This window comes from Allobosea sp. LC85 (genome assembly GCF_000735605.1).
GTDB lineage: Bacteria > Pseudomonadota > Alphaproteobacteria > Rhizobiales > Beijerinckiaceae > Allobosea.
The window spans coordinates 446,908-463,118 of record NZ_JPKG01000006.1 but is presented as its reverse complement, the minus strand read 5'-3'; the positions used below and the strand labels follow the sequence as shown (position 1 = coordinate 463,118).

The following is a 16,211-nucleotide window of genomic DNA, read 5'->3' as shown; positions in this document are numbered from 1 at the left end:
CATGGCCATCGCCAGCGTCACGGGAGCAGGCCGCGGCATCGGGCAGGCCATCGCCATCGCGCTGGCCAGGGCCGGCTTCGATCTCGTCCTGAACGATCTCAGCGAAGAGGCATTGGTCGAGACCGCGGCGGCTGTGGTCGCGTGCGGTCGTCGCCATGCGCTGGTCGCCGGTGATATCGGCTCAGACGCTGCGCGGATCGGCGAAAGCATGGCCGGGGCGCTTGGCCCGCTGCATTGCCATGTCAACAATGCCGGCGTGCCGATGCGCCAGCGCGGCGACCTTCTCGAAGGCGGCGCCGACGAGTTCGATCATGTGCTGGGGATCAATCTGCGCGGCACATTCCTGCTGACGCAGGCGATCGCCCGGCGCATGGCGGGCGAGGCTGGATCACCGGAGAGTCCGCGCAGCATCATCACCATCACCTCCGCGAGCGCGGTTCTGGCTTCACCGGAGCGCGGCGCATACTGCATCTCCAAGGCTGGCGCCTCGATGATGGTCAAGCTCTTTGCCTTGCGGCTCGCCGAACATGGCATCATGTGCCACGAGATCCGGCCCGGCGTGATCCGTACGCCAATGACCGCGCCCGTCTCCGCCCGCTATGACGCGATGATCGCGGACGGCCTGACACCGGTTGCCCGCTGGGGCGAGGGGGAGGACGTCGCTCGCACCGTCGCTTCCCTTGCGGCCGGCGCACTCCCCTTCAGCACGGGCGACGCCTTCCATGTCGATGGCGGGCTCCATCTCCACCGCCTGTGACAGCGCCGAGGTCCTCAATGCCAAACCTTGTCCTTCCCGTCGCGCCTGGGCGCAGCGAAGCCTTCGCCCTGTCGCCGGCGCGCGCCTTCGAGCGGCATGAGGGCCCCTTCACGCGCATCGCCTATGCTGCACCCCATGTCGTGGTGGATGCTCTGGCCGAGCACGATCCCTGGCTCGACGCAGCGATCGACTGGGAGCGCACCATCGGCTTCCGCCGGCATCTCTGGTCGCTTGGTCTTGGTGTCGCCGAAGCGATGGATACGGCGCAGCGCGGCATGGGGCTCGGCTGGCCCTCGGCATTGGAGCTCATCCGCCGCAGCGTCGAGGCGAGCCGGGATTTCACGGGGGCGCTGATCGCTTCGGGCGTCGGAACCGACCATCTGGAGCCGGGCCCGGGCGTCACGGTCGATGACGTGCTGCGGGCCTATGAGACCCAGTGCGAGGCGGTCGAAGCGCTCGGTGGGCGCATCATCCTGATGGCGTCGCGCGCGCTGGCTGCTGCCGCACGCGGGCCGGCCGATTACGCCCGCGTCTATGGCCGCATCCTGTCGCAGGTGCGCGAGCCGGTCGTCCTGCACTGGTTGGGCGACATGTTCGATCCCGCTCTGGCAGGGTATTGGGGCGGGGCGGAGTTCGAGACCACCATGGTCACGGTGCTCGACATCATCGCAGCGCATTCCGACAAGGTCGCCGGCATCAAGATCTCGCTGCTCGACAAGGACAAGGAGATCCTGATGCGCCGCCGTCTGCCGGCCGGTGTGCGCATGTTCACCGGGGATGACTTCAACTACGCCGAGCTGATCGAGGGAGACGAGCAGGGGCACTCCGATGCGCTGCTTGGCATCTTCAACCCGATTGCGCCGGCTGTGAACGCGGCGCTGGGGAATCTTGCATGCGGCGAGCAGGAGCGCTTCCGCCAGACGCTGGCAGAGACCGTTCCGCTCAGCCGCGAAATCTTCACGGCCCCGACACGCTTCTACAAGACGGGTGTTGTCTTCATCGCCTGGCTCAATGGCCATCAGGACCATTTCACCATGCTGGGCGGGCAGGAGAGCACGCGCTCGATCCTGCATCTCTCGCGGGTCTTCAGACTGGCTGATCAGGCCGGGGTCCTGATCGATCCCGAGAAGGCGGCCACACGGATGCGGCACCTGCTCGCGACACATGGCGTGGCCTGAAGGCGTGACGATGAATCCTGCGGCAGCCGGAATGCCTGATTTCGCTTCTCCCAGAGGCCACGCCGGGCGTTGGCTGATCGAGGAACTGCTGCCTGGCTGGGCGCGGGTTGCCCGTCATCCCGGTGGCGGTTTCGTGAGCGGGCTGTCGGCATCCGGCGAGCCCTTGGCCGGGCAGCCGCGGACGCTGCTGGTCCAGGCTCGCCTGGCCTACAGCTTTGCGGTCGCGCACCGGCTCGGTGCGCGGGGCAACTGGGCACTGACCGCCGCGAAAGCTGCCTTCGCCGTGATCGTCGACGAGTTGCGCTCGGCCGATGGCGGCTTCCGGCAGAGCACCGGGCCCGAAGGTGGGACCCGCGATTTCTACGATCATGCCTTCGTGGCCTTCGCATCCGCCTGGATGGAGCACGTGACCGGCGATGCCGGCTATCGTTCCGTCCTGCGCGAGACCATCGCCTTTCTGGACGATCGGATGGTTCATCCGGCCGGCGGATATCGCGAGAGCCTCGAGCCCTCAACTGCGCCGCGTCGCCAGAACCCGCATATGCACCTGCTCGAGGCGCTGCTCGCAGCCCATCGGGTCACCGGCGAAGCCGAGTGGCTTATGCGGGCGCGCGGGGTCGTCGACCTCTTCCTGGCGCATTTCTTCGACGCGCGCACCGGTTCGCTGATCGAGTTCATGACGGAGGACTTGGCGCCCTGCCCGGGGGAAAGGGGCGACTGGCGCGAGCCGGGTCACCATTTCGAATGGGTCTGGCTCCTGCTCGAATACCAAGCTCTCTCCGCCGATACGCGGGTACTTGCCCCCGTCGAGCGTCTCTACGCGTCGGCGATGCAGCATGGCGTTCGGGTCTTCGCGGATAGCCGGACGGGAGTCATTGAGGCGATGAACGCGACCGGTGACCCTCTGTCTCTCGATCGTCTGCTTTGGCCGCAGACCGAATATGTGAAAGCCGAGATCGCGTGGGCGCGCCATTTCGGCGACAGCGACGCGGCGAAGCGCGCGGAACGTCACTTCATGGATATGCGGGAGCTGTTCTTCGGCAATGGCGCACTGCTCTGGGCGAACCGTCTCGGTCTTGACGGCAGTTCGCGCGAGGACATCGTCCCCACGCGCGTCCTCTACCACGTCGCCTTCGCGGCAGCGGAACTGGAACGCGGCGCCTGATCCACGTTCCGGACGGCAGCGGTCGGGGAGCTTCGCGCGGCGGGGAACCCGTTCAGGAGAGGAAGGTCCTCCCGCGCTATGGGAGGCGGACGGAGCGGCCTGAATTAAGCCAAGCCACCGCGCGATCGACGGCGATGGGATGTCCCCTCGCTTGGACGACATGCCAGGGTGATCGCCGCCGTGGCGCTGGTCATAGGGTCGCAGTTGCCCTGTTCGTGTCCAGTGGCCCCCGGGCCAGCTCCCTCGCCAGGCGCCCCAAGGCCGAAGGACGCTATCAGGCGTACTGATTTGGTTGTTGCCTCCAATTCTAGCTCGCGGACGCCCTTGGTTGCGGCAACTGGTTGAGCTGGGTGCGCAGTGCGACCGCGCTCAAGCCAAAGGCCGCTTCGAACTGGATATTGAAGCGCGTGAAATTGGAGAAGCGCCAACGCCGGGCAATTTCGCCGACGCCTTCGCCGGGATTGCCTTCGATCTCGCGTCTGACACCCTCCAGTCGCACGGAGCGTTCGTACTCGGAGATCGGCATCTGCAGGAACTTTTGAAAGCCATATTGCAGAGCCCGCAAGCTGACGCCGGCGACCGCTGCAAGCTCCTCGGGCGTGATCGGCCTGCGGGCATTGTCCCGGATGAATTCTACGGTCCGCTTGACGTGCTTTGGCGCGATGACATGCGAGCCTCGTTCCAGCGCCTTGGCGTGATTGTGGGGCAGTACTTCCAGGATGAGGTCTGCCAGCAAGGCGCTCAGGCGCCTTGCGCCATGCGGGGCATCCTGCAGCAATCGTACCAGCATCGAAAGGTCGAGCCCCATCAGGAAGCGCCGAAGAGCGTCGACCGAGGGCTGCTCCAGATCGAGCTCGGGCTCGAAGCTGAGCTTGCGCATCACCGGTGCCCCGGTCAGCTCGAACAGGCGGTTGGTCAGCAGATTCCTGTCGATGAGAACGGAATAGTTTTCCGAATGGGCTGAACGATGCAGCGCCTTGGTCTCGCCCACGTCGAAAATCGCGGCCTGCAGCCTTTCGCAGCGAATGACGCGATCCCCGAGGTCGATGCTCGTCGACCCTTTGAGCGCCAGCAGAAGCTGATACCCCCCTGGGCTCTGCCGAGACTGGATTTCGACCGGATCCTCGAAACTCGTACGGGTGAAGACAATCCCGTCCGACGCCTGGTTGAGCACGCTGATCTCAATTCGTCCCGAAGATCTGTTCAGCGGCGAGATCGTGATGCCCACTCCGCAAGCTGCAAAATGCTCCATGGCTTCATGAGGGTCATGGGTGACGAAATGATGCAGCGTCTGGCGCCGCGCTGGCGCGCGGTGATGGTGTCGCGTCATCGCGCCACTCTCGACCTCGGCCCGGCGCGCAGGCAGCCGTCGGCAGCAAGCGTGCTGCCGCGCCCTTGGCTGCATGGCAGTGCCAGCGATCGCAGGTGTCGACCCATCTGAAAGTCCCTAGGCCAATCGGATTGCCTGAATCCGCTGCCGAATTTTTACAGTAGGCGAAGCGAGAAGACAGATTGCGCAATCCGGATTCGCCGGGCGCAACGGCCTGACAAACAGCGCAACATCTGATTCGCGGTTAATATATCGATCAGAATTGAAGGTAAAGCTGGGTCTCATCAAACGTTTCAGACCTAAACCATCTCGCTTGTTTGTATGTAACTCTGCTGATGAAGAGCAGGATTTCGTGCGGTAGCGGAACTCAGATCTTGATGGTCGCAAGAAACGTAATTTCGGATGTAAAAGGTTCAATTCGTGCTGACGTTAATGCTTCCGGAGGATTGCTCGCTACGAATGGTGCGTCACCTGTTCGATCAGATGACCTCTGCTGTCCAGGCGGAGGCGCAGGTCGAGATCGATTGTTCGGCCCTTGCGGTGATCGATCTCGCCGGGCTTCAGCTTCTGGTTTCAGCCGCCCGGACGGCGCGAGCTGCAGGCAAGCGCATCAGTCTGCGGGCCCCTTCTGACATCTTGAACGCCGCGCTGGCGCGCGCAGGCATCTCACCCGCGCAGCTCGGTGACTGCGTCCTCATCAACAAGGCTTGAGTGGCATGGCGTCAATTCTGACTGTCGACGATTCTCCGAGCGTGCGGCAGATGATCAAGCTTGTGCTCGCACCCTCCGGCCATAAGGTCGTGGAGGCGGGCGATGGCTCCGAAGGCTTGGCCAAGGCAAAGGCGGAGCGCTTCGACCTCGTCATCACCGACCTGAACATGCCGGTGATGAACGGCCTGGAGATGATCCGGGGCTTGCGCGCGCTCCCCACCTTCACTGGCGTCCCGATCGTCTTCCTCACGACCGAGTCCGATGACGGCGTCAAGCAGCAGGCGAAGGCCGCGGGCGCGACCGGCTGGATCACCAAGCCATTCAAGCCGGAGCAATTGCTTGCGGTCGTCGCCAAGCTGGTGCGGGCATGATGGAACTCGATCCGACCGAAACATTCCGGCAGGAGGCCAGCGACCTGCTCGACAGTCTGGAGGCGGCGCTGCTCGATCTCGGTCAGACGCCGCAGGACAGCGATCTGATCGACGCGGCTTTCCGGGCGCTGCATACCATCAAGGGGTCGGGGGCGATGTTCGGTTTCGACCGGGTCGCCGCCTTCACCCATGATTTCGAAACCGCCTTCGACCTGATCCGCAAGGGCAAGATCTCGGCGGAACCTGACATCATCACCGTCTCTCTGGCTGCCAAGGATTATATCCGCGCGCTGATCGACGATCCTGACTCGACCGATCCGATCATTGGCGAGGCGATCGTCGAAGAGCTCCAGGCCCTGATCGCCACCGGCGCGACGGGAGGCACAGCATCGCCCACCTGTGCCGCCCTCAACGAGGCTTCTGCCGTGACCGCCGCAGACGGCGCAGGCTGGCTGATCGAGATCGCCTTCGAGCCGGATATACTGCGCAACGGTACCAATCCGCTGGTCCTGCTCGACGACCTCCGCGCGCTGGGCTCATGCAGGGTCGTTGCGTATCTCGACGCCGTGCCGGAACTCGGAGCGCTCGATCCGGAGACATGCATGATCGCATGGACGGTCGAGCTTCAGGGCAGCTGTTCGCGCGAGGACATCGAGGATGTTTTCATGTTCGTCCGCGATGAGATGAAGCTCGGCATCGCGCCGCTCAGCCTGGCTGGGCCCGTGGATGCGAAGCGTCCCACGACGGTGGAGAGCGAGGCGGTGGCTGTGGTGGTTACTGCCACTGCGGCCCCGGTGAATGAGTTGCAGCCCGCCCTGACAGAGCGTGCAACCGGCGAGCGGAGCGAGAGCATCCGTCGCAGCGAGGACAAGACTTCGACCGTTCGCGTTCAGGCTGAGCGCCTTGATGAACTGATGGATCGCGTGGGCGAACTCGTCATTGCGCAGGCGAGGCTCAGCCAGCTCGCGCATTCCGGGACCGATCTCGCGATCAAATCGATCGCCGAGGAAATCGAACGGTTGGCGTCCGGCCTGCGCGATTCCACCATGGGGGTGCGCATGGTGCCGATGGGCTCGCTCTTCGGCCGCTTCCGCCGCCTCGTGCATGACCTCTCGCGCGATCTCGGCAAGCCGGTCGATTTCGTCACGGTCGGCGAGGATACCGAGCTCGACAAAACCATGATCGAGCGACTTGCCGATCCCCTGGTCCACCTCATCCGCAATGCGATCGACCATGGCATCGAAGCGCCCGAGGCCCGCGCCGGCACCACCAAATCGACGACGGGGCGCATCGAGCTCGCCGCCCGCTATGTCGGGGCGCAGGTGCTCGTCACGGTGCAGGATGATGGCGCCGGGCTCGACGCGGCTCGTATCCGCGCCAAGGCCGAGGAGCAGGGGCTGGTCGCGGCCGGAGCGCCCTTGAGCGAACACGAGATCCACCAGTTCCTGTTCCATCCCGGCTTCTCCACCGCCCGGACGATCTCTGCGCTGTCGGGCCGCGGTGTCGGTATGGATGTGGTCAAGCGCACGATCGAGGCCATGCGGGGCACGATCGATCTCGCGACCGTGCCCGGCTACGGAAGCACGGTGACGCTCCGGCTGCCGCTGACGCTTGCGATCATCGAGGGTCTGCTGATCCGTGTTGGCGAAGGGCGCTACATCATTCCGCTCTCGGCGGTCGAGGAATGCGTCGAGCTGACCGCTGCGGACGAAGCCCGTTCGCGGGGCCGCAGCTTCCTCAGCATACGAGGCGACCTCGTCCCGTTCCTGAGGCTGCGCGATCTCTTCGAGGCGGAAGGAGAGGCCGACCCGCATCAGAAGGTCATCATCACCACGATGGGGGATATGCGCATCGGCCTGGTGGTCGACCAGATCATCGGCAGCCATCAGACGGTGATCAAGTCCCTCTCCAAGCTCCACGCCGACGTCACGATGTTCTCCGGCGCCACCATCCTCGGTGATGGCTCCGCGGCGCTTATTCTCGACGTCGCGCAGCTCGTTTCGCTCGGCCAGGTACGCGCCGAAAACAGTCCGGCATCGGAGGCCGCATGACGCAGCCGATTCAACAGCAGGGCCACGGCAGCAGGCATATCCTGCAGTCGGGCGAGTCCTTGCAGGTCCTCATGATCGGACTGGGCAGCGAGATCTTCGCGATCGAAACCGAGATGGTGCGCGAGATCATCGACCCCGTGCCGGTGACGAGAGTTGCGGGCGCCCGGACCTTCCTTCCGGCGCTGATCAATGTGCGCGGCAACGTGATTCCTCTGGCGGACCTCAGGCTGCGCTTCGGCATGCCGAGGCAAGTCGCCACCGCCGACACGCGTATCGTCGTGGTGGAAATCGAAATCGGCGGCGATGCGGTCACGTTCGGCCTCATGGCCGACAAGGTCTACGAAGTCACTGAGATCTCCGGAAAGAATAACCAGCCGACGCCGCGCCTCGGGTTGCATTGGCGGCCGGAGTTTATCCGCTTCATCTCCAAGTGGAACGATGAGTTCGTCATCATTCCGGACCTGGAACGTATCCTCGAGTGACGTGAGCGTCGCTCGGTAGTTGTGCTTGAGAGTTGAGTTGCATTGGAGTTTCGCATGAGAATGACGATCAAGGCTAAACTGGCAGGCGCCTTTGGCGTCGTCATCGCGCTGTCAGCCGTGGCCAGCGGCATCGCCTATATGAAGCTGTCCGACATGACGGAGACGCAGACGCGGATCGTGGCACAATCCAAGCGCGGCGACATGGCCGATGACCTGGTTCGCAACGTGCTCTTCCAGATCCGGGCTGAAAAGAGCGCCATCATCGCGTCCGACACCAGAACCATCGAGCGCTACATCGCCGACAACGAGCGGGTGAAGGCCGAAACGGAAAAGCTGCATGCCGACCTGCATTCGCAGACCTCTCCCGAAGGCAAGGCGCTGCTGGATCAGGCCGCGGCCAAGAGCAAGCAGTTCTCCGCGGCACAGGCCAAGGTCTTTTCCAATGCGCGCCTGAACTCCAACAACCGCGCAGCCGAAGTCTGGAACAACGAAACCCAGGCCCTCATCCGCGACATCACCGCGGCCACGAACGCAGTGCTGGCCGACGTCTCGAAAGCGTCCGCCTCGCCGGAACTGGTTCAGGCTGCTCTGAAGTTCTATGACGCGCGCCTGGAGTGGTTGCGCCTGACACGCTCGACCGCCCTGATGCTCGGCGCATCCTCGGTGGTCGATGCCGAAAAGATGCAGAAATCCGTCGAGGAACAGGCACAGGCAGTCAAGGTCGCGCTGGCCAGGAGCTATGCCCGGTTCGGTGAGTTCGGCGTCGCGACGAACGCCATGATGGCCGCCTTCGACAAGGGCATTGCCTCGGTCGTCCAGGTGGCGCGCATCGCCGGAGAGGCCGGTAACATCAAGGCGGCGGAGATTTCGGCGACCGAGGCCAATGCGGCCGGCCAAGCGACAATGGAGGGCTACGAGACCTACATGAAGCATGCCACCGAGCGCATGCAGTCCCTGAGCAAAACGGCGGCCGAGGAAGCGGCCTTCGCCAAGGCGCTCCTGATTGCCATCGCGCTAGGTTCGCTGCTGGTCGCGATCGCCGCCGCAGCCTGGATCGCGCTCAACATCAGCCGTGGCCTGTCCAGCGCTGTTTCTCTCGCCAATGCCGTCGCCATCGGTGACCTCAGCCAGACCATCGCGGTCCGGAGCAAGGACGAGATCGGCGATCTTGTCACCTCGCTCAACGCGATGACCGCGAATCTCAACGCGACGGCCGCAGTCGCCAACGCCATCTCGAATGGCGACCTGACGGTCGAGGCCAAGCGCCTGTCGGAGCGTGACACGCTCGGCATCGCGCTGGAGAACATGATCGAGAAGCTGCGCAGCATCGTCTCTCAGGCCACAAGGGCGGCCGAGAACGTCTCCGCCGGCAGCCAGGAACTCTCCGCGAGCGCCGAGCAACTGTCCCAGGGCTCGACCGAACAGGCGTCGTCGACTGAGGAAGCCTCGTCCTCGATGGAGGAGATGGCGGCCAATGTGAAGCAGAACGCCGAGAACGCGAGCCAGACCGAGAAGATCGCGGCCCAATCGGCGAAGGACGCCGAAGCGAGCGGAGTCGCAGTCGGGCGCGCCGTCGACGCGATGCAGACCATCGCCGCCAAGATCACCATCGTGCAGGAGATTGCCCGCCAGACAGACCTGCTTGCCCTCAACGCGGCAGTCGAGGCGGCGCGTGCCGGCGAGCACGGCAAGGGCTTCGCGGTTGTCGCCTCCGAGGTGCGCAAGCTTGCCGAGCGCAGCCAGGCGGCAGCGGCCGAGATCGGCACGCTCTCGGTCGACACGGTCAAGGTGGCGCAGGAAGCCGGCTCGATGCTCGCCAGGCTGGTGCCGGACATCAAGAAGACCGCGGAACTGGTCGAGGAGATCACCGCAGCCTGCCGCGAGCAGGATGTCGGCTCGACCCAGATCAACCAGGCCATCCAGCAGCTCGACAAGGTCACGCAGCAGAATGCCGCTGCCTCCGAGCAGGTCTCGGCGACCTCCGAGGAACTCGCCACCCAGGCAGAGCAGCTGCAAAGCACCATCGCATTCTTCCGCCTGGATCAGGGTTCCGCCCGCCAGGTGGCAGCCGCGCCGGTTCTTGATCACGCGGTGAAGCAGCTTCGCGGCAAAGCGTCCTCGATGGCCGCCGTGATGCAGCCTGCGAGACCGGCGACCCAGATGTCCCGGCCCGCCAGGAAGGTTGCCAATGGCGGCTTCGCCTTCGACATCGAGAGCGGCGAAGACCAGCACGACGCAGCGTTCCAGCGCTCATGAGCCGCAAGCTCCGGCCCCGTTTCACACGGGGCCGGAGCACCGCGAGCCAGCGACCGTTACAGCGCGCAATCATCGAGAGGCATCATGGCTGAGAACGCCCAATACCTGACGCTCGGCATCGATCAGGAAATCTTCGGCATCGACATCCGCTACGTCCGCGAGATCCTCGACCTGCGGCCGATCTCGAAGCTGCCGCATGCGCCGGACTTTCTGATGGGCATGATCGATGTGCGCGGCGCCGGCTTTCCGATCGTCGATCTGCGCACAAAGCTCGGACTGCCGCGTGTCGATGCGACGGAGGCTACCCGCATCATCATCCTCGATGTGCCGGTCAAGGGCCGCACCACCGGCGTCGGCTTCGTCGCTGATCGGGTCTTCGAGGTCACTGGGCTCGACAAGGGGCAGACCGAAGCGGCTCCGGATGTCGGCGGGCGCTGGCAGTCGAATTACATTGCCGGCATCGGCCGCAAGGGAGAAGCCTTCATCGTCGTCTTCGACCTGGAACGGCTGATGGCGAATGACGACCTATCCTCACTCGCCCCTCCCGCCGGCGATCTCGCAGCCTGAGCCGGGGACACTCATGCAGGACGTTCACGACCACCTGTCGGACAGGCATTTCGGCGCCATCGCGTCGTTGATCGAGTCGCGGGTCGGGATCAAGCTTCCGGGCACCAAGCGCACCATGGTGGAAGGCCGGCTGCGCAAGCGTGTCCGGGCGCTCGGCCTCAAGGGGCTTGGCGCCTATGGCGCGCTGCTCTTCGAGAAGGATGGTCTGGCAGACGAGCTTGTGCATCTGATTGACTGCGTCACGACCAACAAGACAGATTTCTTCCGCGAGCCGAGCCATTTCGACTACCTGCGCAATGTCGCGGTGCCGCATCTGCTCGACAGGCATGCGTCGCGCCCGGCCAGCCTGAAGATCTGGAGTGCCGCCAGCTCGACCGGTGCCGAGGCCTATACCACGGCCATGGTGCTGCAGGATCTCGCGAACGCAGGCGCACCGCTGCGCTATTCCATCCTGGGGACGGACATCTCGACGGAGGTTCTGCGTGAAGCGCGGGCCGCAATCTATCCGCGCGCCTTTGTCGCGCCGGTCCCCGCGGCCATGCAGCAGCGCTACCTGATGCGCTCGCGCGATCCGCGCCAGGATCTCGTCCGCGTGACGCCGGAACTGCGCCGATGCGTGCAGTTCGGGCGTCTGAACCTGACCGACGAGAGCTATCCCTTCGACCGCGATGTCGATGTGATCCTCTGTCGCAACGTGCTGATTTATTTCGACAAGCCAACACAGCAAGCGGTCATTTCCCGGCTCGCGTCCCATTTGCGCCCGGGTGGTTACCTGATGCTGGGCCATTCAGAATCGATGGCCGGCAGCGGTATCGCGGGGCTGCGCTCGGTCGCACCGACGATCTACCAGGCCGGCCACGCCGGCGAGAGGAAATCGGCAGCATGACCCGCAAACCCATCCGCGTCCTGATCGTCGACGATTCGGCCTCGGTGCGTCAGGTGCTTTCCTCGATTCTGAGCGAGGACAACGGCATCGAGGTCATGGGAACGGCGGCCGATGCCTTCGCAGCCGTGCGACGCCTGCAGAACGAACTGCCCGACGTCATGATCCTCGATATCGAGATGCCGGGCATGGACGGGCTCACCTTCCTGCGCAAGATCATGGCGCAGCGACCGATACCGGTGATCATCTGCTCGACCTTGACCGAGACCGGGTCACGGGCGCTCTTCGATGCCCTCGAGGCCGGTGCGGTCGACGTGCTGCCAAAGCCCCGTATCGACACGCGCAACGCCCTGATCGAGACGGCCGACCGGCTCAGGCACTCCGTCAGGGCGGCAGCGCAGGCGCGGCTGCGCCCCCGGCACGCGCGCCCACCGGTCGAGGAGAAACTGACCGCCGATGTCATCATGCCGCCGCCGGTCCCGGGACGCGTCCGCAGCGAGACGGATCGCATCGTCTGCATCGGGATCTCGACCGGCGGTACCGAGACCCTGCGGGAGGTTCTCACTGCGCTGCCGGTCACATGCCCTGGCATTGCGGTGGTGCAGCACATGCCCGAGAAGTTCACGGCCGCCTTTGCCCGACGGCTGAACGGCATTTGCGCGGTCGAGGTCAAGGAAGCCGAGGATGGCGACGAGCTTCGGGCCGGCCGCGTCCTGATCGCGCCGGGAAATCGTCACATGCTCCTGCAGCGCTCGGGCACGCAGTATCGCGTCGCCATCAAGGACGGCCCGCATGTCTCGCGTCACCGCCCGTCCGTCGATGTGCTGTTCCGCTCGGCGGCCCAGTATGCCGGCGCCAACGCTCTCGGCCTGATCATGACCGGCATGGGCGATGACGGCGCCCGCGGGCTGCTCGAAATGCGCAAGGCTGGCGCACACACGCTCGCGCAGGACGAGGAGAGTTGCGTCGTCTTCGGCATGCCGAAGGAGGCGATCGAGCTTGGCGCGGCCCAGCGCGTGATCGGCCTTGGGCGGGTGCCGCAGGAAATCATGGCGTGGCCGCATCTTGGGCGCGGCGCGGCAGGCGAGATCGCCCAAAGCGCCTGAGGGCTGAATCGCATTGCGTTGGGGGCAGAATGTTCCGGGATAACGAAGGACTACCGAGGTTGATCCAGTCGCTCGATGCGAATGCGCGCGCGATCGATGTGACCTTCGCCACGGCCGGGCAGCAGCTTGGCGAGGGCCTGACACTGTTTCAGGCGTTGAACGAGCAACTCGGGGCCTTGTCGAGCGAACTCGCGGGCAGCGAGATCGAACAGGCCCGTACGGCGCTGCATCGTCTCGCCGGCGAGCTGCGTGCGCTGAACGACGACCTCTCCGCCGAAACCAGCGCGCTTCAGGACCTGTCGATCCACAGCCACAACGCCTCGCAGGCCCTGGAACGGCTGCTCGAGCATATGCGGCTCATCACCATCCTCGCACGCAGTGCGCGGATCGAGGCGATATCGATTCCGATGGTCGGGAGCGATTTTGGTGACTTCGCCGGCGAGATCGGCACGCTGACCACGCAGGCCCAGCGCACGATCGAGCGTTGCGCGCGCGATCAGGCACAGCTCTGCAGCCTCCTCGATTCCGCCCTGACGGCACAGCGCGAATTCGAAGGACGGTATGGCAGGTCCCTGGCGGCGCTGGCAGGCAAGCTCGGCCAGACGCTGGCGGAGGTCATCGAGCGCCAGCGCCGCAGCGTCGCGCTGACCGAAGAGGCGGCCGCGATCTCGAGCCGGATCACATTGGCGACCGGGGGCGCGATCATCGCTCTCCAGTCCGGCGACAGCATGCGCCAGAGGCTCGAGCATGCCATTTCCGGGCTGCGCCTGGGTGAGGCACCTGGAGCGGCTGGCGATCTGGACGGCAAGACACGCGCTGCCTGCGTCAATGTGCTGTTCCGGCTGCAGTCGGCGCAGCTTGAAGCCGCGGCAGGCGCTCTCGGTCCCGATGTCGAAGAGATCAACAGCGCGTTGATCCAGCTCGACCGCGAGACCACGCAACTGATCGATCTCGTCAAGTCGCTCTATCGCAGCGGCAATGGCGAGGCTGCTTCCTTCCTGGTGGAACTGGAGGCTGATCTGGCCGAGGCCTCGGTGCTGCTCGGCCGATGCGACATCGCCCGTGCGGGCGTCGACCGCGTCACCGAAGCTGTGGCGGGTGTCCTCGACACCTGCCAGGGCACGGTCGAGGCGCTTGCTGCGACCGCCGCGAACATCGTCCTGATCGGCATGAATGCAGGGCTGCGTGCGGCTCGTATCGGCACGGGTGGGCGCAGTCTCGTGGTGATCGCTCAGGAGCTGAAATTCGCGGCCGATCAGGTGGCGACCGATTCACGCAAGCTGACCCCGGCCTTCGCGCAGATGCAGACCGCCTCATCGGTGCTCACATGCGAAGGGCGGCTCGACGCTGCCTATTTCGCCTCGCGCGACCTCACGATGCGCAGCTCGCTCGCAACCATGCGCCATAGCGGCGATCGGCTCGGTGCGAGCCTGGACGAGCTGCTGCGGGAAGGAGAGCGGTTCGGCGCCGTGATCGAGCGGGCCGGGCTGTCCTTCTCGAGCACCGGGGCCATGCGTGATCTCATCACGGGGGCGGCGCATGAACTGCTGCGCGCAGCCGGTGCACAACTGCCGGAGACGCATCTGCTCGCGCGGGTCGGGAAATTCATCGAGCAGGAAATCTGGCCGAACTACACCATGGCGGCGGAACGCCAGATCCATACCACCGTGCTCGAGGCGTGCGGGTTGGCGACCGGGGCGCGTGCGCCGGTTGCCGTGGCTGTGGAAGCGGACGTCGATGCATTCCTGTTCTGAGGCCGGATCGGCATCAAGGGTTGATGCCGGACCGCGCTCCAGCGGCCCAGACATGCGTGGCGATCCGACGGCCCTTCGCGCCACTCGGGCGGGGACACGGGCATTAAGCACAGGTTTACTGACTTTCTCCATTTCGCTCAAAAGTTGAGCGCTGATCCGGGCCATTCACGATTGTTGGGTTCCCGGCCCACTAACAAGACAGCCGCTTTACCTTGGAGAAACGTGGCATGCGTCTTGGCGGTTGGGGATTTGTTAAACGGGGCATCGCGGCCGTGATGGCTGGCCTGATAGCCGGAGTGATGCCGGTTCAGGCCTGCACCAATATCCTTCTGATGGCGGCGGATGGAACGCCGGTCTACGGCCGCACGCTGGAATACGCGATCGAGACCCAGTCCGATGTCGTCGTCGTGCCGCGCAACTTCGAGTTCGTCGGAACGCGCCCGAGAAATGCGCCTGGTGTCAAATGGACGTCGCGTTACGCCTTCGTCGGCGTCATGAGCTTCGGCCAGCCCTTCGTCTCGGACGGCATGAACGAGAAGGGGCTTGCCGGTGGCGCGCTCTATTTCCCCGATTTCGCCAGCTATACGCCGCCTGAGAAGGCCGATGGACGCACCGCGCTGGCGCCGTGGGAGTTCCTGAGCTGGGTGCTGTCGAATTTCTCGACCGTTGCCGAGGTGAAGGCGGCGCTCGACAAGGCGGCGATCATCGATCTGCCTGCGCCGATCGTGAACTTCACCTTGCCCTTCCATTTCCCGATCCATGATGCGACCGGCGCCTCGATCGTCATCGAGCCGATCGGCGGGAAGCTGAAGGTCTATGACAACCCGATGGGCGTCCTGACCAACTCGCCGCCCTTCGACTGGCACCTCAACAATATCCGCAACTACGTGAAGATGTCGCCGGTCGCGGCCGATCCGTTGAAGATCGGTGGGAAGACGTTTGCGCCGTTCGGTCAGGGGTCCGGGTTGCTGGGCATCCCGGGCGATCCGACCCCGCCCTCGCGCTTCATTCGCGCGCTCGGCTATGCCGCGTCGGCCAAGCAGCTTCCCGATGGCCCGCAGACCGTGCGCCTTGTCGAGCACATCATGAACAATTTCGATATCCCGATCGGCTTCATCGACTCGGCTGCGAAGGGCGGTGAGCTCGAATACACCCAGTGGACCTCGGTCGCCGACTTGCGGGCCAGGAAGTACTACATCAAGGGCTACAAGGATCAGGTCCTGCGGGCGGTTGATCTGAACAGCTTCGATCTGGATGCGAAGGCACTGCGTGTCGCGCCGTTCAGGATCAACCTGACGCCACCGGCGCTCGAATTCGCCAAGTAGCAGGCAGGCAAGTAGCAGGCAGGCAAGTAGCAGGCAGGCAAGTAGCAGCCAGGCAAGTAGCAGGCAGGCAAGTAGCAGGCAGGCAAGTAGCAGCCAGGCAAGTAGCAGCCAGGCAAGTAGCAGCCAGGCAAGTAGCAGCCAGGCAAGTAGCAGGCAGGCAAGTGCAGTCAGGCAAGTGCAGTCAGGAAAGACCGGACCATCGGGCCGCCTGCTGCATAAGCTGGTGGTCCAAAGGGGAGGCGACCCTGCAAGCTGAAACTCTGAACGGCCGCGCC

General features: G+C 64.7%; 14 protein-coding genes. 13 read left to right on the top strand and 1 reads right to left on the bottom strand.

Annotated features, from left to right (window positions below; all coding sequences use genetic code 11):
- The first annotated feature begins 1 nt into the window (after position 1).
- The 3 genes from FG93_RS33250 to FG93_RS31000 are packed head-to-tail and all read left to right on the top strand — an operon-like array spanning position 2 to position 3,100.
- Positions 2–757, top strand: coding sequence for a 3-ketoacyl-ACP reductase (locus FG93_RS33250; RefSeq protein ID WP_043231564.1), 756 nt, complete (start codon positions 2–4; stop codon positions 755–757).
- Between the two features lie 17 nt (positions 758–774).
- Positions 775–1,935, top strand: a complete 1,161-nt coding sequence (locus FG93_RS03215; RefSeq protein WP_043231562.1) for a dihydrodipicolinate synthase family protein — start codon at positions 775–777, stop codon at positions 1,933–1,935.
- Between the two features lie 31 nt (positions 1,936–1,966).
- A complete protein-coding gene (locus FG93_RS31000) occupies positions 1,967–3,100 on the top strand; it encodes an AGE family epimerase/isomerase (RefSeq protein WP_161783762.1) in 1,134 nt (377 codons plus the stop codon).
- Between the two features lie 307 nt (positions 3,101–3,407).
- On the opposite strand, the gene FG93_RS03205 is transcribed toward FG93_RS31000, so the two are convergent.
- Entirely contained in the window at positions 3,408–4,430 is a 1,023-nt protein-coding gene (locus FG93_RS03205) for an AraC family transcriptional regulator (RefSeq protein ID WP_161783761.1), read from the bottom strand.
- Positions 4,431–4,862: 432 nt separating this feature from the next.
- Between FG93_RS03205 and FG93_RS30995 the strand changes: the two genes are divergently transcribed.
- The 10 genes from FG93_RS30995 to FG93_RS03150 all read left to right on the top strand — a co-directional run bounded on the left by FG93_RS30995 (position 4,863) and on the right by FG93_RS03150 (position 15,936).
- A complete protein-coding gene (locus FG93_RS30995) occupies positions 4,863–5,141 on the top strand; it encodes an STAS domain-containing protein (RefSeq protein WP_081881266.1) in 279 nt (92 codons plus the stop codon).
- Positions 5,142–5,146: 5 nt separating this feature from the next.
- Complete coding sequence (locus tag FG93_RS03190; RefSeq protein ID WP_043231556.1) at positions 5,147–5,512, top strand: response regulator; 366 nt, start codon at positions 5,147–5,149, stop codon at positions 5,510–5,512.
- Positions 5,509–7,563 (top strand): chemotaxis protein CheA, encoded by a 2,055-nt coding sequence (locus tag FG93_RS03185; protein WP_043231554.1) that lies wholly within the window; start codon positions 5,509–5,511, stop codon positions 7,561–7,563. Before FG93_RS03190 ends, FG93_RS03185 begins: the two co-directional genes overlap by 4 nt.
- Positions 7,560–8,045 (top strand): chemotaxis protein CheW, encoded by a 486-nt coding sequence (locus tag FG93_RS03180; protein WP_052513300.1) that lies wholly within the window; start codon positions 7,560–7,562, stop codon positions 8,043–8,045. The genes FG93_RS03185 and FG93_RS03180 overlap by 4 nt, the downstream gene beginning before the upstream one ends.
- 54 nt (positions 8,046–8,099) lie before the next feature.
- Positions 8,100–10,301 carry a methyl-accepting chemotaxis protein gene (locus FG93_RS03175; RefSeq protein ID WP_043231552.1) on the top strand — a complete coding sequence of 734 codons (2,202 nt, stop codon included), beginning with the start codon at positions 8,100–8,102 and terminating at the stop codon, positions 10,299–10,301.
- 84 nt (positions 10,302–10,385) lie between these two features.
- On the top strand, positions 10,386–10,868 hold the full coding sequence (locus FG93_RS03170) for a chemotaxis protein CheW (RefSeq protein ID WP_043231550.1): 483 nt from the start codon (positions 10,386–10,388) through the stop codon (positions 10,866–10,868).
- Between the two features lie 13 nt (positions 10,869–10,881).
- Positions 10,882–11,754 carry a protein-glutamate O-methyltransferase CheR gene (locus tag FG93_RS03165; protein ID WP_052513299.1) on the top strand — a complete coding sequence of 291 codons (873 nt, stop codon included), beginning with the start codon at positions 10,882–10,884 and terminating at the stop codon, positions 11,752–11,754.
- Positions 11,751–12,857 (top strand): chemotaxis response regulator protein-glutamate methylesterase, encoded by a 1,107-nt coding sequence (locus FG93_RS03160; RefSeq protein ID WP_043231548.1) that lies wholly within the window; start codon positions 11,751–11,753, stop codon positions 12,855–12,857. The genes FG93_RS03165 and FG93_RS03160 overlap by 4 nt, the downstream gene beginning before the upstream one ends.
- A gap of 59 nt (positions 12,858–12,916) precedes the next feature.
- Complete coding sequence (locus tag FG93_RS03155) at positions 12,917–14,611, top strand: hypothetical protein (protein ID WP_043231546.1); 1,695 nt, start codon at positions 12,917–12,919, stop codon at positions 14,609–14,611.
- Positions 14,612–14,886: 275 nt separating this feature from the next.
- On the top strand, positions 14,887–15,936 hold the full coding sequence (locus FG93_RS03150) for a linear amide C-N hydrolase (protein ID WP_052513297.1): 1,050 nt from the start codon (positions 14,887–14,889) through the stop codon (positions 15,934–15,936).
- Positions 15,937–16,211: the final 275 nt, after the last annotated feature.